The organism is Dickeya poaceiphila, assembly GCF_007858975.2.
In the GTDB taxonomy this organism is placed as follows: domain Bacteria; phylum Pseudomonadota; class Gammaproteobacteria; order Enterobacterales; family Enterobacteriaceae; genus Dickeya; species Dickeya poaceiphila.
The window spans coordinates 1,557,144-1,580,630 of record NZ_CP042220.2 but is presented as its reverse complement, the minus strand read 5'-3'; the positions used below and the strand labels follow the sequence as shown (position 1 = coordinate 1,580,630).

The 23,487-nt window shown below is 45.9% G+C and carries 24 protein-coding genes; 8 read left to right on the top strand and 16 right to left on the bottom strand.

All coding sequences use genetic code 11. The annotated features are described in order from the left end of the window. The first annotated feature begins 37 nt into the window (after positions 1 to 37). On the top strand, positions 38 to 337 hold the full coding sequence (gene flgM, locus Dpoa569_RS07095; RefSeq protein WP_042871308.1) for a flagellar biosynthesis anti-sigma factor FlgM: 300 nt from the start codon (positions 38 to 40) through the stop codon (positions 335 to 337). A 4-nt stretch (positions 338 to 341) separates the two neighbouring features. Then, positions 342 to 779, top strand: coding sequence for a flagella synthesis protein FlgN (locus Dpoa569_RS07090; RefSeq protein ID WP_042871310.1), 438 nt, complete (start codon positions 342 to 344; stop codon positions 777 to 779). 60 nt (positions 780 to 839) lie between these two features. Here Dpoa569_RS07090 and Dpoa569_RS07085 read toward each other — a convergent pair whose 3' ends face one another. The 14 genes from Dpoa569_RS07085 to flhD all read right to left on the bottom strand — a co-directional run bounded on the left by Dpoa569_RS07085 (position 840) and on the right by flhD (position 15,920). Further along, a complete protein-coding gene (locus Dpoa569_RS07085; RefSeq protein WP_227983199.1) occupies positions 840 to 1,217 on the bottom strand; it encodes a flagellar protein FlhE in 378 nt (125 codons plus the stop codon). Positions 1,218 to 1,261: 44 nt separating this feature from the next. Continuing rightward, complete coding sequence (gene flhA, locus Dpoa569_RS07080; protein WP_146411182.1) at positions 1,262 to 3,352, bottom strand: flagellar biosynthesis protein FlhA; 2,091 nt, start codon at positions 3,350 to 3,352, stop codon at positions 1,262 to 1,264. Beyond that, positions 3,345 to 4,496 carry a flagellar biosynthesis protein FlhB gene (gene flhB, locus Dpoa569_RS07075; protein WP_146411179.1) on the bottom strand — a complete coding sequence of 384 codons (1,152 nt, stop codon included), beginning with the start codon at positions 4,494 to 4,496 and terminating at the stop codon, positions 3,345 to 3,347. The genes flhA and flhB overlap by 8 nt, the downstream gene beginning before the upstream one ends. A 231-nt stretch (positions 4,497 to 4,727) precedes the next feature. After that, entirely contained in the window at positions 4,728 to 5,372 is a 645-nt protein-coding gene (cheZ, locus tag Dpoa569_RS07070; RefSeq protein ID WP_042871314.1) for a protein phosphatase CheZ, read from the bottom strand. A gap of 9 nt (positions 5,373 to 5,381) precedes the next feature. Then, positions 5,382 to 5,771 carry a chemotaxis response regulator CheY gene (gene cheY, locus Dpoa569_RS07065; RefSeq protein WP_012769271.1) on the bottom strand — a complete coding sequence of 130 codons (390 nt, stop codon included), beginning with the start codon at positions 5,769 to 5,771 and terminating at the stop codon, positions 5,382 to 5,384. A 36-nt stretch (positions 5,772 to 5,807) separates the two neighbouring features. Next, positions 5,808 to 6,860, bottom strand: a complete 1,053-nt coding sequence (locus tag Dpoa569_RS07060) for a protein-glutamate methylesterase/protein-glutamine glutaminase (protein ID WP_042871317.1) — start codon at positions 6,858 to 6,860, stop codon at positions 5,808 to 5,810. Then, positions 6,860 to 7,678, bottom strand: a complete 819-nt coding sequence (cheR, locus tag Dpoa569_RS07055; protein ID WP_236614473.1) for a protein-glutamate O-methyltransferase CheR — start codon at positions 7,676 to 7,678, stop codon at positions 6,860 to 6,862. The genes Dpoa569_RS07060 and cheR overlap by 1 nt, the downstream gene beginning before the upstream one ends. Before the next feature lie 755 nt (positions 7,679 to 8,433). Continuing rightward, a complete protein-coding gene (locus Dpoa569_RS07050; protein WP_146411176.1) occupies positions 8,434 to 10,137 on the bottom strand; it encodes a methyl-accepting chemotaxis protein in 1,704 nt (567 codons plus the stop codon). 119 nt (positions 10,138 to 10,256) lie between these two features. Further along, entirely contained in the window at positions 10,257 to 10,754 is a 498-nt protein-coding gene (gene cheW, locus Dpoa569_RS07045; RefSeq protein ID WP_042871322.1) for a chemotaxis protein CheW, read from the bottom strand. Positions 10,755 to 10,789: 35 nt separating this feature from the next. Then, positions 10,790 to 12,829, bottom strand: coding sequence for a chemotaxis protein CheA (gene cheA, locus Dpoa569_RS07040; protein ID WP_042871324.1), 2,040 nt, complete (start codon positions 12,827 to 12,829; stop codon positions 10,790 to 10,792). 11 nt (positions 12,830 to 12,840) lie between these two features. Beyond that, positions 12,841 to 13,971 (bottom strand): flagellar motor protein MotB, encoded by a 1,131-nt coding sequence (gene motB / locus Dpoa569_RS07035; protein ID WP_042871326.1) that lies wholly within the window; start codon positions 13,969 to 13,971, stop codon positions 12,841 to 12,843. Next, entirely contained in the window at positions 13,968 to 14,855 is an 888-nt protein-coding gene (motA, locus tag Dpoa569_RS07030; protein ID WP_146411173.1) for a flagellar motor stator protein MotA, read from the bottom strand. The genes motB and motA overlap by 4 nt, the downstream gene beginning before the upstream one ends. 133 nt (positions 14,856 to 14,988) lie before the next feature. Continuing rightward, complete coding sequence (flhC, locus tag Dpoa569_RS07025) at positions 14,989 to 15,567, bottom strand: flagellar transcriptional regulator FlhC (protein WP_023640182.1); 579 nt, start codon at positions 15,565 to 15,567, stop codon at positions 14,989 to 14,991. 2 nt (positions 15,568 to 15,569) lie between these two features. Continuing rightward, positions 15,570 to 15,920 (bottom strand): flagellar transcriptional regulator FlhD, encoded by a 351-nt coding sequence (flhD, locus tag Dpoa569_RS07020; protein ID WP_016940930.1) that lies wholly within the window; start codon positions 15,918 to 15,920, stop codon positions 15,570 to 15,572. Between the two features lie 1,154 nt (positions 15,921 to 17,074). Here flhD and Dpoa569_RS07015 point away from each other — a divergent pair. Continuing rightward, positions 17,075 to 18,805 (top strand): methyl-accepting chemotaxis protein, encoded by a 1,731-nt coding sequence (locus Dpoa569_RS07015; protein ID WP_042871332.1) that lies wholly within the window; start codon positions 17,075 to 17,077, stop codon positions 18,803 to 18,805. Between the two features lie 40 nt (positions 18,806 to 18,845). On the opposite strand, the gene dsrB is transcribed toward Dpoa569_RS07015, so the two are convergent. Next, positions 18,846 to 19,046 carry a protein DsrB gene (gene dsrB, locus Dpoa569_RS07010; RefSeq protein WP_042871334.1) on the bottom strand — a complete coding sequence of 67 codons (201 nt, stop codon included), beginning with the start codon at positions 19,044 to 19,046 and terminating at the stop codon, positions 18,846 to 18,848. A 289-nt stretch (positions 19,047 to 19,335) separates the two neighbouring features. On the opposite strand from dsrB, the gene Dpoa569_RS07005 reads away from it, so the two are divergent. The 5 genes from Dpoa569_RS07005 (at position 19,336) to lysC (ending at position 21,897) form a co-directional block, all read left to right on the top strand. Continuing rightward, complete coding sequence (locus tag Dpoa569_RS07005; RefSeq protein WP_042871335.1) at positions 19,336 to 19,713, top strand: cytochrome b562; 378 nt, start codon at positions 19,336 to 19,338, stop codon at positions 19,711 to 19,713. A 767-nt stretch (positions 19,714 to 20,480) separates the two neighbouring features. Continuing rightward, entirely contained in the window at positions 20,481 to 20,792 is a 312-nt protein-coding gene (locus Dpoa569_RS07000) for a phage holin family protein (protein ID WP_042871337.1), read from the top strand. Then, complete coding sequence (locus Dpoa569_RS06995; RefSeq protein ID WP_042871339.1) at positions 20,782 to 21,273, top strand: glycoside hydrolase family 24 protein; 492 nt, start codon at positions 20,782 to 20,784, stop codon at positions 21,271 to 21,273. The genes Dpoa569_RS07000 and Dpoa569_RS06995 overlap by 11 nt, the downstream gene beginning before the upstream one ends. Next, on the top strand, positions 21,270 to 21,710 hold the full coding sequence (gene lysB / locus Dpoa569_RS06990; RefSeq protein WP_042871341.1) for an Rz-like lysis system protein LysB: 441 nt from the start codon (positions 21,270 to 21,272) through the stop codon (positions 21,708 to 21,710). Before Dpoa569_RS06995 ends, lysB begins: the two co-directional genes overlap by 4 nt. After that, positions 21,592 to 21,897, top strand: a complete 306-nt coding sequence (gene lysC, locus Dpoa569_RS19540; RefSeq protein ID WP_227983195.1) for an Rz1-like lysis system protein LysC — start codon at positions 21,592 to 21,594, stop codon at positions 21,895 to 21,897. Before lysB ends, lysC begins: the two co-directional genes overlap by 119 nt. 581 nt (positions 21,898 to 22,478) lie before the next feature. On the opposite strand, the gene Dpoa569_RS06985 is transcribed toward lysC, so the two are convergent. Further along, positions 22,479 to 23,486, bottom strand: coding sequence for a phage integrase (locus Dpoa569_RS06985; protein ID WP_042871344.1), 1,008 nt, complete (start codon positions 23,484 to 23,486; stop codon positions 22,479 to 22,481). Between the last annotated feature and the right edge of the window lies 1 nt (position 23,487).

The following is a 23,487-nucleotide window of genomic DNA, read 5'->3' as shown; positions in this document are numbered from 1 at the left end:
TCATCTTCATACCTTGTTATGACATGAGCACACTACCATGAGCATTGATCGGACCCAATCAGTCAATCCAGTAAACCCAGCTCAATCCTGGGATACTGGCGATGTGAGCAAATTAAAACGCAAAGAAGAAACCGGGCAACAGAGCGGTGTGGCTGGCACTCAGGTTAAACTGAGTGATGCTCAGTCCAAACTGATGCAACCGTCATCTCAGGATATCGATATCCAACGCGTAGAAACGCTGAAGCAGGCTATTCGTAACGGTTCATTGAAAATGAACGTTGGTAAAATTGCTGATGCATTGCTTAAAGATGCACAGGACTTGGTTTCAGGCGATTAATTTTATGGAAAAACTTGTAAAGCTGTTAGAACAACTGCTGCTCAATATGCGTGAACTTGGAGTTGTGCTATCGGATGAGCAATTGTTGCTCTGTGCTGGTCATGTTAATGGACCTGCTCTGCAAGTGATTACCGATAAGAAGAATTCGCTGTTAACGACTATCCAGCATTTGGATAAAATCCGACTGCAAGGAGAGTCTGCTTTACGGGTGACCGCCCCTTATACTACCCATCCTGTTGTATCCGAAATCTGGCAACAGATTACTGAATTGACTGAAACATTACGTGATAAAAATCAGCATAATGGTTTATTGCTTGGTTATCACCTCGATCATAATGAAAAAGCACTGGCAGTATTAAAACCGCATAATGCCCAACCTTTGTACGGACCAGATGGTCAATCGCGTAGTAATTCTCTTTCTGGTCGGCGTATCATTAGCTAACGCTCTCTACAACACCAACGTATTATGCGATAAAAACCCAGCGTAAATATTCTTGACGAATCACCTATAATTTACCGAGATTTCATTAGATACTACCTCAACTGATGTGCCCATCCGCCCGGATCCTGGCACATAAAATAGCATCCTGAATTCACTGTCGGCAGGTATCCCTTGCAAACCATAAGTCTGACCACTTGCGCCATCCAGATTGACACAGCGATTAATCGCACAGAGTTTAACAGCAAGATCTATCGGTGCGGGAGATTTCAGTTGATAGCGCCAGTAGATTATAGTCACGGACTGAGTGGCTGTTACCCCCAATCCAGAGGGAGGAAGCAGACCCGGAGAAGATGCCAATATCCCTTTGTATTGGAATGATGGCCCGGATAGACTTGCATTCCATCCACCTTCTTGGGCGTGGGCACTAAGCGACAACATTGCTGGCGCCATTCCCCAAAATGCGGCCATCATTCTTTTTTTCATTAGGACAGTTCGCCACCGATCATCGATGTCATTCTGATCTGCCGACTGTCACTGATCTCAAGATTCGACAATACAGCAATCTGCGGCAGGCTACGGCGTAGGAAGCGTGATAGCAATCCGCGCAATGCATGGTTAACCAACAATACCGGCGGCGCTCCCAAAACTTCCTGTCGTTGTAATGCCTGCCGAGCCTGCTCCAACAACCTATCGCTTAGTCCCGGCTCCAAACCACCGCCTCCTTGAAGGGCCTGTAACAGCAGACGTTCCAAGGCACCATCAAGACCAATTACCTGCAATTCAGTATCTCCAGGGAACCATTGCTGTGTTATCGCCCGCCCAAGAGCAATACGCGCAGCTGTCGTCAGTTCATTAGGATCAGTTTGTACCGGTGCATGTTCAGCCAACGTTTCAATAACCGTTCGCATATCCCGAATAGAAACCTGTTCGCTTAATAGATTTTGCAGCACCTTATGCAAGGTCGTTAATGTCACTACTCCAGGAATAAAATCCTCGGTCAACTTCGGCATTTCCTGAGACACACGGTCCATCAGTTGTTGCGCTTCCTGTCGGCCAAACAATTCACTGGCATGTAAGCTAAGTAAATGATTCAGGTGAGTAGCAACGACTGTGCTGGCTTCAACTACAGTATATCCTTGCGTTTGCGCTTGTTCTTTTAACGCACTTTCAATCCAGATGGCAGGCAAGCCAAAAGCAGGATCTTTGGTCAAATCACCTGGCAACGTACCTACTGCATTTCCCGGATTAATTGCCATCCAACGCCCTGGATGAGCCTCGCCACTGCCAATCTCAACACCTTTCATCAAAATACGGTAGCTGGCTGGCTGCAAATCCAAATTATCCCGAATATGCACAACCGGCGGCAGAAAGCCCATCTCCTGAGCAAATTTCTTTCTGATACTTCGTATACGACCAAGCAACTCGCCATTTTGCTGAAAATCAACCATCGGAATCAGGCGATACCCGACTTCCATGCCAAGCGGATCTTCCAACTGCACATCAGACCAACTGGCTTCAACCACCTGCGGTGCAACTGGTGTCGCCGCAGCGGCTTCAGTTGCTGCAAAAGCTGTTTTATTTTCCGCTTTTTTAATCCACCAGGCAAAACCCAACAACGCGGCAGTGAAAAGCAAGAAAACAAAGTTAGGCATACCTGGAACCAAACCGATCAGCCCCAGCACCCCAGCACTCAGGATCATAACTCTCGGATTACTGAACAGCTGAGTCACCATCTGCTGCCCAACATCCTGATCGGTACTGACTCGGGTCACGATAACACCAGCGGCGGTTGAAATTACCAGCGCAGGTATTTGCGCGACCAGGCCATCGCCGATAGTCAGCAACGTATAGTTTTCAACCGCCTGTCCCAACACCATATTATGCTGGACTACCCCAACCAGCAGGCCGCCGATAATGTTGATAGCCATAATCATCAGCCCAGCGATGGCATCACCACGCACAAACTTACTGGCACCATCCATGGAACCATAAAAATCTGCCTCCTGAGTTACTTCAGAACGCCGCTTCTTGGCCTCATCTTCACCAATCAAGCCGGCATTTAGATCGGCATCAATGGCCATCTGTTTACCAGGCATACCATCCAGCGTAAAGCGTGCACCAACTTCAGCAATACGGCCAGCACCCTTCGTGATAACCATAAAGTTAATCAGCACAAGGATAATGAACACAACAATACCAATAGCAAAATTGCCGCCTACTAGGAAATGACCAAATGCTTCAACTACATGGCCTGCAGCACCGGCTCCGGTGTGTCCATCCATCAGAATGATACGAGTCGATGCGACGTTGAGTGATAAACGCAATAGTGTTGAAAACAGTAGAATAGTGGGAAATGCGGCAAAATCGAGTGTACGCTGAGTGAACATGGCAACCAGCAGCACCATGATGGACAACGCTATGTTAAACGTAAACAACAAGTCCAGAACAAACGGTGGCAACGGCAGAACCATCATCGACAAGATGAGCAATATTAGAACAGGTCCTGCCATAACCTGCCATTGTGAACCCTTCATATTGTCTGGTAGGCGGAGCAAAGAGGCCAGGTTAGCCATCGGTTGTTTTCTCTTTAGCAAAATCCAGTGCATCCGGCACAGGTAAGTTTTTAGGTTTACGCGGAATCAAACCGCCTTCACGTTTCCAGCGTTTAAGCTGGTAAACCCATGAAAGTACTTCAGCAACGGCGGCGTATAATCCGGTAGGAATATGTTGCCCGACTTCAGTGTGGCGATAGAGAGCTCGAGCTAATGGCGGTGCCTCTAGGATCGGAATACGATTCTCTGAACCCAGTTCTCGAATACGCTGAGCTATCCGATCAGCACCTTTGGCCAGCACTTTAGGTGCATGCATCTTCTTCTCATCATACTTCAGCGCAACAGCATAATGAGTGGGGTTGGTAACAATCACGTCTGCTTTCGGAACATCCGACATCATTCTCCGCTGAGCAATCGCTCGCTGCTGTTGCCGAATACGACCTTTAATATGAGGATCCCCTTCGTGTTCTTTGTATTCGTCACGGATTTCCTGCTTACTCATACGTAAACGTTTAATATGGCTCCATATCTGCCACGCCACATCAAAAGCAACCATAGGGAACAGCCCAAGAATCACCCAAAAACAGCACAGGAAGGCAATATTCATCGCATCTTTTATCGCAGTCCCCATGGGTTCTGAGACAAGATGCAGCATGTCATTCCAGTTATGCAGCAGGAACCAGTAAGTAATCAAACCTACAACAACGGCCTTGAGAATAGCTTTAAATAGTTCGGCCAATACATGGGTTGAAAATATCCGCTTTAGCCCAGATAGCGGATTCATTTTACCAAAATCGAAGCTTATCGCCTTAGTACTAAAAATCAAACCGCCTAGTAATATCGGTGCAGCCAGAGCAACCAAAACAAGCCCACATAAGATAGGGACAAGCGCCAGCGCCATCTGATTAATTAACATACCGACATGAGAAATGATCAGCCGCTCATCACTGATAAAGTTGTGGTCAAAGCTTAATCCTTTAGCCATCATATCAGCCAGCCTGCCGGCCATACTGGAACCAGTTCCCCACAGAATAGCCAAACCGGCAATGAGCATAAGCACTGATGTCAATTCTCGTGATCGAGGTATCTGACCTTCTTCTCGGGCTTTCTCTGTTCGTTGGGGGGTGGGAGCTTCTGTTTTCTCCAGATCACTATCATCTGCCACTACAGTCGCTCCTGTTAATGCTCACTGACATAACGTTATAGAACGCTAGCATGACAAAATCCGGTAAATCGTTATGGGTAGAACAAAGAAGAAAATAAGCAGCTATTTATTTTATTGAATAAGGCGGGAACTAGGAATTTACGATCGGGGCACGCCCGATCGTAAAAATCCACATATTTTACGCCACCGATGCCCACTCATACAAAAGATGAGATGGGTGTCGAGGTGAAATCAAAAACCCAGACTGTCCAACAGATCGTCAACCTGATCCTGGTTAGCAACAATACCTGCAGCGGTTTTGTCAACCTGAGGCCCATTGAGCAAGCCTTCATTGGCACGACGATTTTCAGAGGGTTTCTCTGGAATATTTTCCAGCAAGACCATTAGTAACTGTTTCTCGATTTCCTGAACAACATCCATCATGCGTTTAATAACCTGCCCGGTTAGATCCTGAAAATCCTGGGCCATCATGATTTCCAGTAACTGGGCATTGGTAAACGCCGTGTGATCCGGTACAGATTCAAGATAGTTACGCGTATCGGTAACTAATTCACGCGCCTCAGAGAGCTCAATAGGATTCTCAAACCACTGATCCCAACGTGCTTTAAGAGACTTAGACTCTTCTTCCATTTGATTCTGGCGAGGCTGGGCTGCTTCAACACAACTCAATGCGCGTTCTGCCGCCTGCGCAGTCATCTGAACAACATAATCAAGACGATCACGAGCATCAGGAATCGCTTCTGCCGCTTCAGTGATAGCCTGATCTAAACCAAGCTCTTTCAGGCTATCACGCAACATGCGTGTCAACTGCCCGATACGAGAAATAATCTCTGTCGCAGACGCCTGATCGTTAATGGGCATCGGATGTGGATTCATGGCATCTCCTTACATACCAAGCTTTTCGAAAATCTTACTCAGCTTTTCTTCAAGCGTAGCGGCAGTAAATGGTTTAACAACATAACCACTGGCACCGGCCTGTGCTGCAGCAATAATATTCTCTTTCTTTGCTTCAGCGGTTACCATCAGCACTGGGAGCTTGGAAAGCGAGCCGTCGGCACGGATAGCCTGCAACAGTTCCAGCCCGTCCATATTAGGCATGTTCCAGTCAGAAATGACAAAATCGAAACCGCCTGAACGAAGCTTGTTCAGAGCATCTGCACCATCTTCCGCTTCTTCCACATTGTTGAAGCCCAGTTCTTTTAGTAGATTTCGAACAATACGACGCATTGTCGAAAAATCATCCACTACTAAAAATCTGAGTTCTTTATCAGCCATACCTACTCCTAAATATTATTGCTCACCCCGGAGCTGCTATATACGTAATGCCTGTCCGGCAGAAACTTGTGCCAGCATCCGCTGACTCACCTGGTGCAAATCCACCACCTCATCGACACCACCGAGTGCAATAGCCTCTCGAGGCATACCGAATACCACACAGCTAGCCTCATTTTGCGCGATCGTATACGCCCCCGCCTTATGAAGCTCTAGCATTCCCGCAGCACCATCATTGCCCATGCCGGTTAGGATTACTCCCACTGCATTTCGTCCGGCGTACTGTGCAACAGAGTGGAACAGTACGTCAACAGAAGGACGATGACGATTAACCGGCGGACCATCATGTAATTTGACCTGATAATTCGCACCACTACGTGCCAGCTCAAGGTGGCGAGCACCAGGAGCAATATACGCGTGTCCAGGCAGAACACGCTCACCATCCTCAGCCTCTTTCACTGTAATCTGACACAATTTATTCAACCGCTCAGCAAAAGACTTAGTAAACCCCGGTGGCATATGCTGGGTAATCAGTAACGCTGGGCTGGTTGGTGGCAATGGCTGTAATACATGCCTTATAGCCTCAGTACCACCTGTTGACGCACCAATCGCAATCAATTTTTCACTACTGAGCAAAGGCGTGCTAGGGAGTAATACGGTAGGTGCTGGTGATGCGCTGCGCTGAGGTAAACGGGCTTTGGCAGCCATCCGAATTTTTTCCGCAATCAGCTCACTGTATGCCAACATTCCTTCACGAATACCCAATTGAGGTTTGGTGACAAAATCGATGGCCCCCAGCTCAAGCGCACGCAAAGTAATTTCCGAACCTTTCCCTGTCAACGAAGACACCATTACCACTGGCATTGGGCGAAGCCTCATTAATTTCTCAAGAAAATCAAGACCATCCATTCGAGGCATTTCCACGTCGAGCGTCAACACCTGAGGATTGAACTTCTTGATTAAATCACGAGCCACTAATGGATCAGGTGCAGTGGCAACCACCTCCATATCGGGATGACTATTAATGATTTCGGTCATGATCTGCCGCATTAACGCAGAATCATCAACACATAATACTTTTATTTTGCTCATTATCTTTCCTTAGCCAGCCCATAAACAGTCTGCCCGCGCAGGTAGAATTCCCGGCTGATCTGACTGAAGTTCTCTGAATGTCCGGCAAACAATAATCCGCCCGGTTTAAGCAACGGAACAAAACGACGTAAGATGCGCTCCTGAGTCTCTTTATCAAAATAAATCATTACATTACGACAAAAAATCGCATCAAACGGTGCAGGTAAGGACCATTCTGGAGCCAACAAATTCACTTGTTGAAAATGAATCATGTTTGCTAGATCTGGACGAACCCGAGCCAGACCACTGTGTGGACCGGTTCCCCGCAAAAAGAAGCGCTGCATCTGCTGTGGTGAAAGCGAGCGCAGATCTTCCTGCCGGTAAATACCAGCAGATGCTTTCTCTAAAACCTGAGTATCAATGTCACTAGCTATGATTTGACAGTTACTAGCACGATCCCCACAGACTTCAGCAAGTGTCATTGCCAGAGAATAAGGCTCCTCGCCAGTGGAAGCAGCAGTGCACCAGATACTATAGCTTCCCTGCCGCTTACGCGCATGTTCAGCAAGAATAGGAAAGTGGTGCGCTTCACGAAAAAATGCAGTCAGATTAGTCGTTAACGCATTGATAAATGCCTGCCATTCGGCACTGTTCGGATCTGACTCCAGCAGAGCAAGGTACTGTCCAAAATCGTTAATGTTTAACAAACGCAACCGTCTGACCAAACGGTTATAGACCATTTCACGCTTATGATCGGCCAACACGATGCCAGCGCGTTGATATATAAGCTGGCTGATTCTCCGGAAATGAACATCAGACAGCGGCAACCGTTCAACCATCTGACTCAAAATAGATGTAGAACCTGAACGATTTGGCGATGGTGTATTTTTCATATCTGACCGCCCGAAAATGGATAGATGATTTTATTGTTTTCCAATCAGACTTACCATTATGACTATTACAGGTCTCATGCTTTGCTCTCCGGCTCCGTCACTCAATCGGCAGCAACTGCCAACATACCACCGGGGAACATGTTCTTATCAGCATGTATGCGGCGAATTAATGATGGTAATCATGCGATGGTTTTGAACAACGTTGCCTACATTGTTCATCATGAAGATCGTTCACAAAAACAATCAGCCCCTCATCATCGCCATAACCTTGAACACTAATATCATTATCAGCCAAACTAACTGACTGGCAATCACCTATAGGACATCTTTAAAGTACGCCTATACAATTGGCATTAGTTACATCAATCGGCAGCATTAAACCTTTCTTTAACTAAATAGACGTCATAACGATAACAAAAATCAAAATTGCAATTTTTGTCTCAAAAATGCCTGTTCTTCAACACTGTCTGAAACCATTAACGCACAATAACCCTTAAAAACATCTTAAGTAAACAGTATTCAATATAGATCCTCCACACTATATTTTCTGTTCCGTGATACAGATTCTTATCAAAGATAAATCAACAGCCTAAAAATCAGCCAAACAAAACCTATACTCAACATCCTTGCTTAGGATAAATTTTCATTATTACTTAACTATCAATGCAATGGGGTGATAAACACCCCACCCCATTCAGCGATTAAAAAGTCTCCCAGTTATCTGTAGTGTTACCAGACCTGACCTTTTTCTCTTTTTCTGCCATAACTGATGTTGCCAACAGAGCAGTTTTGGCAACATGTGCTGGTACCTTGGCGGTTGCACTATGTAGTAATGATGCTGAATTTTCCGATACACGGAATACCGCTACTGCCTGATTCAATACCCGGACTTGTTCTTCCAACGCATTTGCTGCAGAAGCCGACTCTTCAACCAGCGCAGAGTTCTGCTGAGTAACTCGATCCATTTCTGTTATGGCTTGACCCACCTGGTCAATACCACGACTTTGTTCTTCGGATGCCGAAGCGATTTCTCCCATGATGTCCGTAACACGTGTAACGGCACCAACAATCTCGCCCATGGTTTCTCCCGCACTTTCAACCAGCACAGAACCCTCTTCAACGCGATTTACCGAATCCTCAATCAATGATTTAATTTCTTTCGCAGCTTGCGCACTTCGCTGAGCCAGATTGCGCACTTCTCCTGCTACAACAGCAAAACCTCTTCCTTGCTCTCCAGCTCTGGCAGCCTCAACGGCAGCATTAAGAGCCAGAATATTAGTCTGAAACGCAATACCGTCTATAACACTGATGATATCAGCAATTTTCTGTGAACTACCTGCAATGTTATGCATAGTTTTAACCACATTATCAACGACCGTACCGCCTTTTTGCGCAGTTTCAGAAGCACTCAAGGCCAGTTGGCTTGCCTGACGTGCGTTTTCAGCATTCTGCTTCACAGTCGATGTCAATTGCTCCATGCTCGCTGCAGTTTCTTCAATCGCAGCGGCTTGCTGTTCAGTTCTGGATGACAAGTCACCGTTGCCCGCGCTGATTTCCGATGCTCCAGAATAAATAGCATCTGCACTCAGCCTAACCGCACTAACCGTCGTAAAGAACTCAGTCTGCATATGCCGCAAGCTATCAGCCAAAACCCCCATTTCGTTTGTGCCATGGAAATCAATCCGTGTTGTCAAATCACCCTTCGCCATATGACGAATATGACCGATAAGATTATTCAATGGCTGAATAAGTGAGCGGTTGATACCCAGCCAGACAATCAGCGCCATTGTGATAACGAGCATAGCCACCGATATCAACAACCATAATGCCGTCGAATAAGATGCATTATTCTCTTCTACAGCACTGGCATACACTTTGTCATAAGACTCTTTGTAAGAGTAATAGGCCTTTTCGAACCTGTCCTGAAAACCTTGGGTCGGCTGATCGAAAAATTCCTTCATTCGGCCGTTAGAGATAAAAACAATCAACTCACTTAATGCACTGTTCAGTGTCGTATAATTATCCTTTACCACTTGAGCAATAGCTGGATCTTGTTGATTGGTATAAGTAATTTTTTCATAATTAGCAAAATGAGTATTAGCGATAACCAGTTGTTTTTTCGCCAGTTCAATCAATTCATTCGCTGACACACCGCCGGAAACACCGCCCGATAAGTCCATTGCATAACGGGTTCCTGCACGATTTAGGGTATTGCGAGTCTGCAATAAATAAGACCAAGTAGATTCAAGTTCCGACTTTTGCTGATTAATAATCCTTGTTGTCGTGAAAATATCTCTATCTAGCTTTAATGCATTAAAAAATAGTCCACCAGAAATAATTTGAAGAGCAATGAACAACCCAAGAATAGTAACAATCCCAGTAACAACTCTTACACGATTCAGCATATTAAGCCTTAATTGCAACGTTCACTGATGCTTTGGCATCTCTATGACTTTTTGAATTTCAAAAAACTGAGGGTATTAAATGATATGGGCCACCGAAGTGGCCCATTATGGCTGGAGTATCAAGCTTTAATAACACTATCAACCAGCGCCATTTCTTCACTGCTGAGTAGTTTCTCAATATCGACCAGAATAAGCATTCGCTCACCCAGAGAACCTAATCCAGTGAGGTATTCCGTTGACAGAGTCACCGCAAATTCCGGTGCAGGGCGAATTTGATCAGCGGTCAGTGACAGTACATCAGACACGCCATCAACTACGATACCCACGACACGTTGTCCCAGATTTAATACGATAACGACGGTATTATCATCATAGTCAACTTCCTGCTGCATAAATTTAATGCGCAAATCGACTATCGGTACAATGACGCCGCGAAGGTTAGTTACACCTTTAATAAAACCAGGGGTATTTGCAATACGAGTAACCTGATCATAACCGCGAATCTCTTGAACCTTCAAAATATCCACGCCGTACTCTTCATCACCCAGCGTGAAAATCAAAAATTCTTGACCTACTGTCTCGCCTGCTAGTTTTGTGACATTTGCAAGTCCAGTCATGTTTCTCACCTTTAATCTATAGCTGTAATTTGCTGTTAAGCTGCGGTTTCAACCACACGCTTTTCCCGATAAAGCGCCTGCAACGCAGAAACATCCACAATTAGCGCTACGCTACCATCACCCAAAATAGTTGCGGCTGAAACGCCTGGCACCTTGCGGTAGTTGCTTTCCAGGTTTTTCACAACAACCTGATGCTGACCAATTAACTGGTCAACCAGCAAGGCATAACGACGGCCTGCACTCTGTAGAATAACAACGATGCCCTGAGTGGCATCCGTCTTTGCTCCGGCAACATCGAATACCTGATACAGCTCAACCAGTGGCAGATATTCGCCACGAACCTGCAACACTCGCTCGCCTCCTGCAAGAGGATACAAATCCTCGGCCTGAGGTTGCAGAGACTCCATGACAGCGTTAAGCGGCAGGATGAACACTTCATCATTAACCTTAACCGACATCCCATCCAGAATAGCCAGCGTAAGCGGCAGAAGAATCCGGATGGTAGTTCCCTTGCCCTTCACGAAATGGATTTCAACATGACCACCCATTTCTTGAATATTCCGCTTCACCACGTCCATACCAACACCACGGCCTGATACATCGGTCACTTTCTCTGCAGTAGAAAAACCTGGGGCGAATATTAGCATACCGACTTCCTCATCCGTCATGCTATCACTCACCGCCATGCCTTGAGACAAGGCTTTGGCCAGAATACGCTCGCGATTCAAACCTGCACCGTCGTCAATTACTTCGATGCAGATATTACCCCCCTGATGTTCTGCAGACAGAGTCAGGTTTCCAATGGCTGGTTTGCCCGATTCAATACGTTTTTCTGGCGATTCAATGCCGTGATCAAGACTGTTACGCACAAGATGTGTTAGCGGATCAATGATGCGTTCAATCAGACTCTTATCCAACTCGGTTGAACTCCCTTGCAGAGTCAACTCAACCTCTTTACCCAATTTGGCAGCCAAATCACGCACCAGACGTGGGAAACGACTGAATACATATTCCATCGGCATCATACGGATGGACATTACTGACTCTTGCAGATCGCGTGCATTTCTTTCCAGTTGTCCCATGCTATTAAGCAGATCACCATGGGCAACTGGGTCAAGGGCACTGGAACGCTGAGCTAACATAGATTGGGTAATAACCAGTTCTCCAACCAGGTTAATGAGCTGGTCAACTTTTTCCACCGCAACACGGATACTGGTATCACCAGTTTTCTGTCTGCCTTTCGCTGCATCACCATTGCCACCTGCTGGTTTAGTCGTCGGTGCAGCAACGGCTGGAGCAACAGGTGATACCGGCGCGGCAGGAGCAACAGGCTCGTCAGCAACGGTTGTTGCAGATGCCGCAGGAGCATCCTCGACAAGCTCAGCACTAGGGGAAGACTTGAAGCTAACCTGGTCCGGCTCCAGAACGAAACACAACACGGCGCTGATGTCATCTTCACTGGCTGAGGTGTCCAGTGTAAGTTCAACGCTGTTACTGGTTTGGATAGAATCTTTCACCGTTCCCAGATTTCCCAGTTCCTCAAGCAACTGAGGAATATCTGACTCTTTCAGGTTGGTAAGAGCAATTCGTAATCCCGAATTGCCACCAGCAGCAGCTGGTGCAGAGGGAGAGGAAACCGGCTGTTCAGCCGCTGCTTTGACCGGAGAAGCCCCAGCAGAGCCATTTTCTTTGGACTCCAGAGCAAGCTGGCGCAGAGCCTGACAGATATATTCAAAGCTCTCGGCGTTGGGCTCCTGCGCGGTTTTGTAAGCATCCAACTGATCCTGCATGATATCTTTGGTTTCCAAAAACAGGTTGATAATATCAGTGCTCAATCGCATTTCACCGCGCCTAGCACCATCCAACAGGTTTTCTAATATATGTGTAGTTTCCTGTAATACAGTGAAACCGAATGTCCCTGCGCCCCCTTTAATCGAGTGAGCAGCGCGGAATATGGCATTCATCTGTTCCGTATCGGGCGCCAACGGATCAAGTTGCAATAAATGTTGCTCCATGTCCGCCAACAATTCATCTGCTTCATCAAAAAATGTTTGATAAAAAGCACTCATGTCCATGCTCACGTGGGTCACCTCTGCTGTGAATCGCGGCTTGTTGAAGAAGGTGTCGCCTGACTATCAGGTGCTGCTGGCAATGCTGTTGTAGGCTGCCGACGGTTTGTCGCCGATGCGCCATTCGCTCCAGATACCGGCACCGCTGTTGCGGGTGCCTGAGCAGGAGACACAGTTGAGCCAGATGCAGGCGTCCCATTGTTTTCGGGCTTTGGTATAGCTGTGCTGTTACCGTTATCGACAGGCGCAGTAACTTGCTTGGCTTTATCCATACCCATATTCTGTAAATTTTCTATCTTATCAATATTTACTGCGCTACTTTCAGCATTCTCACGCTCGATGTTCTCCTGTGCCTGCTTATTCAGGACAACCAGACTGATACGTCGGTTAATAGCATCACTGCCCCCTTTAGCCTGCTTAAGATTCATCGTGTCGGCCATGCCAACGACGCGCAAGACTTTACCATCGGCTAGTCCGCCTGCAATCAGTTCACGCCTGGACGCGTTAGCACGATCCGCAGATAACTCCCAGTTACTATAACCGCGTTCACCCATTGCATACTGTGCATCATCAGTATGGCCCGATAAACTAATTTTATTAGGGATATCATTTAAAATAGGCGCGATAGCTCGCAAAATATCACTCATGTAAGGTTCGACCTGAGCACTGCCAGTCTTAAACATTGGGCGGTTGTTACTGTCAATAATCTGAATACGTAATCCTTCATCGACCATTTCAATTAATAGATGCGGTCGCAATGCCTTAAGGCGAGGATCAGCTTCGATCAACTGATCGAGGCGCTCTCGCAGTTTGTTCAGCTTTATTTCTTCAAGACGTCCGTCCATAGTATCAATCTGCCGCTTCACATCGCCTTCCTGCTGTGTTGGATCGGAACCACCACCAGGGATGGGATTAGAAGCATCGCTCATCTTTGGACCAGATGTGATAGCGATTTTCAGTGGCGTACGGAAATATTCAGCAATCTGAGCCAATTGAGAAGGCGAGGAAATAGCTATTAACCACATGACCAGAAAAAGAGCCATCATAGCAGTCATGAAGTCAGCATAGGCAATCTTCCATGAACCACCGTGATGGGCAGCATGTCCCGATTTACGTTTTTTGCGGATAATGGGATGCTGATGTTTCATGCGTCATTTTCCGATGCCTGCTGTGCTGGAGCCTTCACATTACGAATATGTTCTTCCATCTCAGTAAATGAAGGACGAACCGTTGAATAAAGGGTTTTGCGTCCGAATTCAACGGCAATCTGCGGCGCATAGCCATTCAGGCTGGACAAAAGAGTCACTTTGATGCATTGAAGGACCTTGATTTTCTCTGAATTTTTCTGGCGTAACAACGATGCCAGAGGCGATACAAAACCATAAGCCAGCAAAATACCAAGGAACGTCCCCACCATTGCATGAGCGATCATCATGCCCAATTCAGCAGCCGGTCGATCAACAAATGCCAGTGAATGCACCACCCCCATTACTGCTGCAACGATACCAAACGCTGGTAAACCGTCCCCCATCAGGTTCAGACTAGTTGCAGGCACTTCCACTTCATGCTCGACGGTTTCAATTTCTTCATCCATGAGCGTCTCAATCTCAAACGCATTCATGTTGCCACTGACCATCAATCTGAGATAATCCGTGACAAATTCTACGAGATAGTTATCAGCCAAGATGCGGGGATAATTGGAGAAAATTTCACTTTCCTTCGGGTTATCGATATCAAATTCCAACGAGAGCATACCCTGCTGACGAGACTTGGCCATCAGTCGGAATAATACAGCCATCAGATCCATGTACACGGCTTTCGTATATTTGGGGCCTTGCAATAAAACCGGTAACGCTTTTAGCGTCGCTTTGATCGCCTTGGCGTTGTTACCGACAATAAATGCGCCAACAGCTGCGCCACCGATAATCAGCAGTTCAGAAGGCTGATACAACGCACCTAACTCGCCACCAACGATAAGATAACCGCCAAGTATGGAGCCTATAGTGACAAGATAACCCAATATAACCAGCACAAGAATTCCTTATAGATAGTAAAAGGGTGGCCTAGAGAGTTATAAATGCAGTTTTACCAACGACTTATTTGGAGGGAACACTGTCATCGAGCAATGAACGCGCGATGACAGAACCACAAAATCGCCATCAGGCTCAGACTGCATGTTTAACCTGTTCGTCCAGCAGTTGAGGTATCATATCGGCAACACTCGGCGAAAGTTTACGTCTTTTTACTGCTCTAGAAGGTGGCTGGCATAAACTGCAGACAAAACTATTTTTTGGCTGATGCGCATGGGTGATAAACATGCCCTTGCAACAATTACATGAGGACAACTGCAACATGCCGCTATCGACAAACCGTACCAGTGTCCAGGCTCGGGTCAACGCCAGTAAAGGCACATCGCTTTGAGGGGCACATTGCTCAAGATAAAGGCGATAGGCTTTTATGACTGCTTCAACGCCACTGCATTGACTATTTTTAAGCAAAAAAAGATAGGCATTATAGAACATGGAAGAATGGATATTCTGTTCCCATGTCATGAACCAGTCGGTAGAAAAAGGAAGCATACCTTTAGGTGGAGGACTACCTCTTAACTCTTTATAAAGCTTGATTAAGCGGCCACGGCTCAACTGAGTTTCGCTTTCCAACATCTGCAAACGAGCCCCCAGTGAAATAAGCTCCATTGCAAGCTGAATATCTTTAGCTTCCTGAACAATACTTTTCTCAGCCATCATTATGCCCTTTTCTTAGGCAAGCTCTCTTCCTTTGAAGACAGCTCTTGCAACAAATGACTTGACAACAAAATCCCGGTATGAATCTGTTGCAGATCATCAACCCGGGATTCTTGTGTTAACAATTTAATAGTATTGTGATCACTGAAGCGAAAATGGCATATCAACTGATTGGTTTCAGCGAGTTTTACCATTTGAGGTAGGGTCAGTTGCATCAATGCATCTGCCATTTCCTCATTGATGCCCAAACGGAACATTGCTGATGCTTTTTCGTCGTTTATTAATCGCTGAGCCAGTAACAAATAAGACAAATTAATGTCATAAATGTGTTTGAGTAATTCAGAGGTACCCATATTCCCATCCCGACAGACTATGTTTCAAACATAAGTTAGGTGATAGACTGCTCACCCGCTAAACAATCACTCTCCATAGGTGGCATGAAAACTATCGGTGCCAGATAATTCTACTACTTTATAATCTTTAAAAATGACGAAAAATACAGCATCTGCCCTGATGCGTCTGAGACTCCATCTGTTCATAATTCTAGGTTCATCCTTTTTCCGTATTGCGTCCAACATAGAACGTAGGATTAGTCCTAATCCTTAGTAACTGTAACGCCTTCCGCCTGATTCACACAACGCAGACACATCAGCATTTTGATAATTATGTGATATATATCACAAAACAGAAGGGAGCAAAACACAATATTTCACTAATTTTTACCTCGCAATGAAATTTTCCTGAAGACAATGCCAATTTTGATGCGAGAAAAAAACTTCCCACAATCATGCGCAAAGCCGATAAAAAATACAACAAATTGATTTAAAACAAAAAAAATACTCAAGACTCCAAATCACAATTCTATAATCACATCAACTTACATTAGATCACCTAATTCGATAACATGAGTTATTATATGCAAATGAAGTAATGTCACCATAAAGAAAATAATAGCAAGCTTCACGATGCACTGTGAATATTCCTGTTCAATAAGAGTACGCACTGTTTGAGCACAGTGTGTTGAGCCGCTCTTGTTAGGTGCATAAAAAACCATCAATAAAAGCAGGTTACAATATAAAAAAGCAAAAGAAGTGGTAGCCTGAAAAGCCTTTTCAATCATCTCTTTCATCTATTGCTATCAATATTGGCAAAATACGATTGTCACTCCCACTATTATGTCAATTCGGGATGTAAGACTTCCCCAGCAGCGTCGAGCGTTACCAGCTTGTTAACTCGTCTCACCTTTCTAATTGTTAGGCATCACTTATGTCGATTAATTACCGACTAACTGAGTATATAAAGCTAGAAGCTGACACTCCTTCACCACTAGATTCGTGATCGACATCGCATTGAAATTCATGAGTGTTTCAAATTATATAGCGATGTTGGATTATGTTGGTATTTTGGATAAGGACTGCAACACAACTGTTTCCAGAAACAAAAATTCCCAAATCACACCTGTACATAGTACGGTTAGTGCACATATGTTTTTCCTGAAAATGAGCGAATGGATATGAAAATGATGTCAAAGTCTGAACAACAGGGTAAAGCCGGCATCCTAGGTAATCTTGGACTCGTACCGTTATTTGTCATCATTCTGGGCGGCATCATGCTGTTGTTTGCCCTGGCTATAGGCACTGCCAGCTATTTTCTGGTACGCGCCAACCAAAATCTGGATTATGTCACTCAGGAAATTGATGTCCGCCTCGGTTTGTCAAACAGCTCCAACCATCTCAGAACCGCTCGCCTGCTCATTATTCAAGCTGGCGCTGCCGTTCGTGTTGGAGACACAGACGTATTCAATAACAACCTGAAGCAAGCGGAGCAACGCATTGCTTCCTCGAAAGACTCCTTCAAAGTTTATGAGAACCGAGTCGTCAAAACAGATGCTGACCTAGCCTTAGAACCAGAACTGAATAAAGCCTATAACGATTACATTGAAAAAGGCATCATGCCGATGCTGAAGGCAGCAAAAGATGGTTATTTTGAAGAGATCCTGACACACGAATCAGAAGAGGTCCGCGTGCTAGATGAAGCTTATAATAAGCCCTTGTTAAAAGCGATCGCGCTTCGTACTGAGCGAGCCAAAGCACTTAATAGCAGTGCTCAATATGAGGCTGTGATGGGATATACACTGATGGCTATCAGCTTCACCATTGCTATTGTGATGACCCTGCTCACCTTCTTGTTCTTGCGCGGTACGCTTATTAAGCCGATGAACCGGCTGGTACAACGCATTCAACGTATTGCCCAAGGTGACCTGACACAACCCAACGAAATCTACGGCAAAAACGAAATCGGCACACTGGGTCATAACATCCAGCAAATGCAAGCATCGTTGGTACATACCGTTTCTACAGTGCGTGACAGTGCGGACTCCATTTATCAGGGAACGACCGAGATCACTGCAGGCAATAGCGATCTATCTTCACGAACTGAACAGCAAGCTGCGGCAATCGAACAGACTGCTGCCAGCATGGAGCAGTTGACTGCTACCGTCAAACAGAACTCCGATAATGCGCACCATGCCAGCCAGCTAGCCTCTACTGCATCTGGCAAAGCCAGACAAGGAGGTGAAATCGTCGAAAATGTAGTCACCACAATGAACAGTATTTCTAACAGTTCACAGAAAATTTCCGAAATCACTAATATGATTAACAGCATTGCCTTCCAGACGAACATTCTGGCGTTAAACGCTGCTGTAGAGGCAGCCCGCGCTGGCGAGCAAGGCAGAGGATTTGCGGTTGTAGCAGGTGAAGTTCGTAGTCTGGCACAGCGCAGCGCTCAGGCCGCCAAAGAGATTGAAGGGTTGATCTCCGAATCCGTCTCACTGGTTCATAATGGTTCAGAACTAGTAGACAAAGCGGGTCAGACCATGCATGAAATTGTCCGTGCCGTCAGTAGTGTAACCGACATTATGAATGAGATCGCTTCCGCTTCAGATGAACAAAGCCGTGGCATCACTCAAGTTGGTCAGGCAATCTCCGAGATGGATAGTGTGACACAGCAAAACGCAGCATTGGTACAACAAGCATCTGCGGCAGCCAGTTCACTCGAAGAGCAAGCGATGGTGCTAACGCGTACAGTGTCCTCCTTTAAACTCTCCAACCACATTCAGGACAGAGCTTACACATCGGCTCCCATCATGCCCAAGCCTATGCTGGCTGCATCAACAGCGACTGCTTTACGCGCTTCTTCGAGTATAAAGCCCGGTAATGATAACTGGGAAACCTTCTGATCATGCGGGCCGATACAGTCAGTCACCTGTATCGGCCCATTTATTGGGCGGCAGACTGGTATAGCTCGACAAATATTCCCTCTGGGCTGTTAAGCTCATTGAAAAACCAGACTCCTTCGGGATAGTCTTCCAGGGCAATGAGGTACATCGTTCCTTCCTGAAATGGTTCTACCGTCAGGATGATTCCTTCCCGGCGCACGTCACCATCGGTTTTTACTGTCACTTTATCATCGACATTCACTCATCCACCTCCATTCATCACGACCATACAACTGCTGACCAATGTACAAACATTGATGACAACCCTTGGATAATATACAAGAAATAATTCGAGTTGCATGACAACGCGGCTTCTGGCAGCGTTGTCATGCAACCTAGTCACTTACTTATGTAAGCTGCCGGAGCACCTCAGTTGCTGAGTGACAAAACTATAAATAACCTTGCCCTTAAAGGCTTATATATGGCGTTGTCCTGCAACTCGAATATTTTGGTTATAAACCCGTTATCTGGCTAACCAACAGGAGTGAGCAATGAAAAAAACAATTATGGCCATCAGTCTGGCAATCGCAGCGTCTACTGTAGCGCTTCCTTTTGCTAGTCTGGCCGCAGTAAAAGACGAAATGGGCGCTATGGCGAAGAGCTATAAAAGCGCCTCAAGTGCCACCGATGCAGCTACGCTGAAAACAGAGCTGTTGAACATGAAAGCCCATGCAACCAAGGCCAAGGCAGACCCAGAGTTCAACAATAGTCCGAATAGCAAAGTTTTTAACGAAGGGCTGGGAAAACTGCTCCAGCAAATCGATGCAGCTATCGCACTGGTTGATTCGGGTAAATTGCAAGAAGCCAAAGCAGCAACAGATGAACTGAAAAAAACCCGCGCCGAGTACCACAAAAAACTAGGCGTATAACTCTGATGTTAACACCGCAGCAGTAGCCCCTTATGACTGTTGCGGCTTTTTTATTTCCCTGTCAATAATCAATTAAAACTGCACAATATATCTTCACCTTATTGATATTATTTGGCCAAATAATTCCGCAAATTGACACCTATTAGAGACATACTATAAATAGAGAAAATCAATATAAATCATACTAAAAAATAAAAACAGCCCATTAAAAAAACCTTGCAATACATACAAAATTCAATTATTTCGATTCATGCAAACATATTTACTATCAACATAAAAAAACCATATACCAGTTACTCTGTTCATGTTAGAAAATTTCACGCACTGGAGATGCGTTCCGATTTATTCATTTCTCTCAGCACAGCAAGGCAACAATGTCTACCATGTAGAAAAAAGCATTATCTTCCCCATATGTCGTCATTACAAAAAATATTACTTTTCAAAATGATAAATAAATTACCAGCAAACAGCGATTCAATGCTTGCTCATAAATCACTTGAAAGCGAAACAAGACTTGAGCTTCATCAGAAAAAGCATATAAATAATTTTCACATGATTCATATTTATAAATCAGCCACTCTCTCCGTTTTCCGAACATTCGCAATATCCTGTTTGCTGATGACTGACCCATCAGCCATCGCTGCCATCACAACGGACCAACTGGTTTAATATAGGCCATACCATACACCATGGGACAACACGTAAAACACCCTGTTATCTCTATTGTTTTATTGCATTGCCTCAAAAACCAACGGCTGGACTCACACATGAATGAAACAGATAAAAGTATCGTCTCCTTATTTATTATTGGCACACTGATTGCCGTCGGCAAAGTATTGTCGGGTAGTGAACCCATCACACTCCGATTATTTATTGGCCGAGTAATGCTGGGCGGCTTTGTCTCAATGATGGCAGGTATCGCACTGGTACAATTCCCCGATCTGTCGCCTGTCGCCATCAATGGCATTGGCGCAGCTCTTGGCATCGCTGGTTACCAAGCTATTGAACTGCTTATCCAACGTCGTATTCGGCAACTGGGTGAACAGGCTGCACCGGAGAGAAAAGATAATGCTCAGTAACTCCCCAAACCTGACTGCGTTTTTGGATATGCTGGCTTTTTCTGAGGGTACAGCGACGCATCTACTCACCCGAAACCGCGGTTACGACGTCATTGTCACTGGCATCGATGGCAAACCAGAAATATTCACCGACTACCAAGATCATCCATTCGCTAATGGTCGACCAGGTAAAGTATTCAATAAACAAGGACAGCGATCCACCGCAGCCGGTCGCTATCAGCAACTCTACCTCTATTGGCCAACTTACAAGGCACAGTTGAAACTACCGGATTTCGGCCCTAATTCGCAAGATACGCTAGCTATTCAACTCATTCGTGAGCAACGTGCACTGGATGACATTATTCAAGGCCGAATTGCCCATGCCATCACCCAATGCAACAACATCTGGGCTTCCTTGCCGGGGGCTGGCTATGGCCAACACGAGCATGACATCGAACACCTGCTCACGGTATACCAACAAGCAGGTGGGGAGGTGGCATGAAAAGCAGCATGATCATCGCGGTCATCATGATGCTGCTTAGCGCCGGCGTGGGTGTGCAGTCCTGGCGGCTGCACACCACTCTCCAGTTAACTGAGCAACAGGCACAAACGTTGTCACTGCAGCAAACCGAGCTGGATGAAAAGTCTGGTCAGTTAAAAACGCTGTCTGAGCAAGCTGAACGTAACAACATTGAACAGGCACGATTACGCAACATGGCTGCAGATACTCAAGCAGCGCTCTCTGAACGGCAGAAAGTGATAATGAGATTACAACATGAAAACGAAGAACTTAACCGCTGGGCTAGCACTACCCTTCCTGCTGATATTATCCGGTTGCGCCAGCGCCCCGCCCTCACAAGTGGCCGTGCTTACCGTGAATGGCTGTCCCAGACTGACTCCGTGCAGATTTCCAGTAGCCAACCCACAAACCAACGGTGAACTAAATAATCTTTTGGATGAAACAGAAGCTGCGTTGGCGACATGCGCAGACCAGGTGGATACTATTATTGCCTGTCAGACCAAAAACATTACCACCGTAGCAGGTATACAAGCCACATCCCCTGCACTTCCAACCGAAAAAAGGAGTATCCCTGGAGAGAGCAGATGGACTGATATTCCTGAGTAAAACGATATCTGTTCGACCAGCTTACTGAATAAAGACAAGCAGTTTTTGGACAAAAATATCAAGCAGGAGGAGCACGCTCACGTTACTTTAGTTCAATACATTTTTTGATTTCAGGATTTCCATCATCAGTGGGCATTATTATTCAGGGACTCATGGAAGTGATCGTTGCCATATTCATACAATCACACACCGTGATTTCCCTGACGTCACTCAATCTTCTGAACCAGTAGAAACGCCTTACTGGCTTCACAGTAATCATGCAAAATGACAAATAAACGTTGACTATAAAAATTTCATACAGAAAAAAACATTATTAAAGAATGGCCCAGACACAAAAAAACCGCCTCGTGGCGGTCATGTTATTTTAATTATTTCTTTATATCACAAGCACTTATCGCATGGTGCCCAGAGCGGGACTTGAACCCGCACAGCGCGAACGCCGAGGGATTTTAAAAAGTTAATGCCTGCTTTTTATATCATAGAGTTACGTTAATTCAATACGTTAGCAGTATTCAATTCAGGTTAATGCGAGCTAATACGGAAATCTGCTGCCATCGATTTAACGTGGCAGCGCCCCATGATTATTCATCTGTGGTTAAAGAATCAAACGGGTTGAGAGTTACCGCCGCATCCAGATGATCCGGCGCGAAATGCGCATACCGCATGGTCATAGTGATAGAGCTATGGCCCAATATCTGCTGCAACACCAGAATATTGCCGCCGCGCATCATGAAGTGGCTGGCAAAGCTGTGCCTGAGAACGTGGGTCAACTGCCCCTCAGGTAATTCAATGTGCGCTTTCTTTAAGGCGTGCTTAAATGCCTCATACGCTGGTTTGAAGAGTTGGCCGCGCCGCTTGGGCAACAAGGCGTGCATTCTTTCAGAAATAGGAATGGTTCGGTTTTTCTTTCCTTTGGTTTTGACGAATGTAATCCTGCCGGGAAGGATTTGCGATTGTTTCAGGGTTTGGGCCTCGCCCCAACGCGCCCCCGTCGCCAGGCACAAGCGAACGATGATACCGAGATCTTTATTCTCTGATTCATCGCAGGCAGCAAGCAGGCGCTTAATTTCATCCGGGTAGAGAAAAGCCAGTTCCTGATCGCCTTCCTTAAACTGGCGTATGCCATCCAGCGGGTTTTCTTTTTCCCACTCCCCCATGCGCTTCAGCTCAGAGAACACCGCCCGCAGGTAGGAATATTCGCGGTTAACTGTGGCCTCTTTGATGGCCGTCTTCCCTTTTGGGTTCCATTCACCTTTTAACCGGCGTTCGCGGTAAACAGCGAACATATTTTTATCAACGTCTACCGCAAAGGGATTACCCAGCCGAACACAGATTGCCATCAGTTTAGCGTAGCGGTCTTCACCTGACTCCAGCGTCTGGCCATGCATGTCGTACCATCGCTGGATCAGGTCTTGCAGCGTTGTGCTGTTGGTTTCGGTTGATATCCCTTTTTTATCCGCCATCAGGCGGCGCTCATACGCGAGTGCCTCACCTCTGGTAGTAAATTGTTTACGAACGCGCTGACCATCGCGCCCATAGGGGAAGCATTGGCAAAGCCATTTGCCGGACGGAAGTTTGCTTACAGCCATA

Excerpts from the sequence above, each read along its gene's own strand:
- flgM (WP_042871308.1), top strand. The coding sequence starts at position 38 with ATGAGCATTGATCGGACCCAATCAGTCAATCCAGTAAACCCAGCTCAA.
- Dpoa569_RS07090 (WP_042871310.1), top strand. The coding sequence starts at position 342 with ATGGAAAAACTTGTAAAGCTGTTAGAACAACTGCTGCTCAATATGCGT.
- Dpoa569_RS07085 (WP_227983199.1), bottom strand. The coding sequence starts at position 1,217 with ATGTTGTCGCTTAGTGCCCACGCCCAAGAAGGTGGATGGAATGCAAGT.
- flhA (WP_146411182.1), bottom strand. The coding sequence starts at position 3,352 with ATGGCTAACCTGGCCTCTTTGCTCCGCCTACCAGACAATATGAAGGGT.
- cheZ (WP_042871314.1), bottom strand. The coding sequence starts at position 5,372 with ATGAATCCACATCCGATGCCCATTAACGATCAGGCGTCTGCGACAGAG.
- cheY (WP_012769271.1), bottom strand. The coding sequence starts at position 5,771 with ATGGCTGATAAAGAACTCAGATTTTTAGTAGTGGATGATTTTTCGACA.
- Dpoa569_RS07060 (WP_042871317.1), bottom strand. The coding sequence starts at position 6,860 with ATGAGCAAAATAAAAGTATTATGTGTTGATGATTCTGCGTTAATGCGG.
- cheR (WP_236614473.1), bottom strand. The coding sequence starts at position 7,678 with ATGGTTGAACGGTTGCCGCTGTCTGATGTTCATTTCCGGAGAATCAGC.
- Dpoa569_RS07050 (WP_146411176.1), bottom strand. The coding sequence starts at position 10,137 with ATGCTGAATCGTGTAAGAGTTGTTACTGGGATTGTTACTATTCTTGGG.
- cheW (WP_042871322.1), bottom strand. The coding sequence starts at position 10,754 with ATGACTGGACTTGCAAATGTCACAAAACTAGCAGGCGAGACAGTAGGT.
- cheA (WP_042871324.1), bottom strand. The coding sequence starts at position 12,829 with ATGGACATGAGTGCTTTTTATCAAACATTTTTTGATGAAGCAGATGAA.
- motB (WP_042871326.1), bottom strand. The coding sequence starts at position 13,971 with ATGAAACATCAGCATCCCATTATCCGCAAAAAACGTAAATCGGGACAT.
- flhC (WP_023640182.1), bottom strand. The coding sequence starts at position 15,567 with ATGGCTGAGAAAAGTATTGTTCAGGAAGCTAAAGATATTCAGCTTGCA.
- flhD (WP_016940930.1), bottom strand. The coding sequence starts at position 15,920 with ATGGGTACCTCTGAATTACTCAAACACATTTATGACATTAATTTGTCT.
- Dpoa569_RS07015 (WP_042871332.1), top strand. The coding sequence starts at position 17,075 with ATGGATATGAAAATGATGTCAAAGTCTGAACAACAGGGTAAAGCCGGC.
- Dpoa569_RS07005 (WP_042871335.1), top strand. The coding sequence starts at position 19,336 with ATGAAAAAAACAATTATGGCCATCAGTCTGGCAATCGCAGCGTCTACT.
- Dpoa569_RS07000 (WP_042871337.1), top strand. The coding sequence starts at position 20,481 with ATGAATGAAACAGATAAAAGTATCGTCTCCTTATTTATTATTGGCACA.
- Dpoa569_RS06995 (WP_042871339.1), top strand. The coding sequence starts at position 20,782 with ATGCTCAGTAACTCCCCAAACCTGACTGCGTTTTTGGATATGCTGGCT.
- lysB (WP_042871341.1), top strand. The coding sequence starts at position 21,270 with ATGAAAAGCAGCATGATCATCGCGGTCATCATGATGCTGCTTAGCGCC.
- Dpoa569_RS06985 (WP_042871344.1), bottom strand. The coding sequence starts at position 23,486 with ATGGCTGTAAGCAAACTTCCGTCCGGCAAATGGCTTTGCCAATGCTTC.